Origin of the sequence: Pseudoalteromonas luteoviolacea, assembly GCF_001696455.1 — a bacterium.
GTDB lineage: Bacteria > Pseudomonadota > Gammaproteobacteria > Enterobacterales > Alteromonadaceae > Pseudoalteromonas > Pseudoalteromonas luteoviolacea_C.
The window spans coordinates 1-451 of sequence record NZ_MAUJ01000053.1 but is presented as its reverse complement, the minus strand read 5'-3'; the positions used below and the strand labels follow the sequence as shown (position 1 = coordinate 451).

Genomic DNA, 451 nt, shown 5'->3' with positions numbered 1-451 from the left:
TGAATTCACCGTTTACATCTGTGGTGGTTTCAAGAGCAACAGCCTGACCATATTTGTCGGTGCCCGAGAGTTTGATGCTGATAGTGTTAAGGGCGGAGTCTGCTGGATCCAAGGCGCCATTTTGATCTACATCGAAGAACACTTTACCCGCTACAGTTTTATCGCCTACTTTGGGTTTTTCAGTAAAGCACAGTGTTGGTGTTGGATCTGTGCCGACCACGACTTTAGCAATATTGCTGACAACACCCGCGCCGCTGCCGATATAGCGATTACCCGTTTGGTGATCTGAGCTTGGCGTTTGCATGATCGTGTAGCCATCCGCATTTGATTCGATTAATCCGCTAAAGCTAAATTCACCGTTTACATCTGTGGTGGTTGTAAGCGCTACAACCTGATCAAACTTATCAATGCCCGTGAGTTTGATGCTGATATTTTTAAGGACTGAGTCGTT

General features: G+C 46.1%; 1 protein-coding gene. It reads right to left on the bottom strand.

The window, feature by feature from the left end; translation table 11 throughout:
* The coding region (locus A7985_RS26695) for a hypothetical protein (RefSeq protein ID WP_176716813.1) at positions 1–451 on the bottom strand (451 nt) is incomplete at both ends.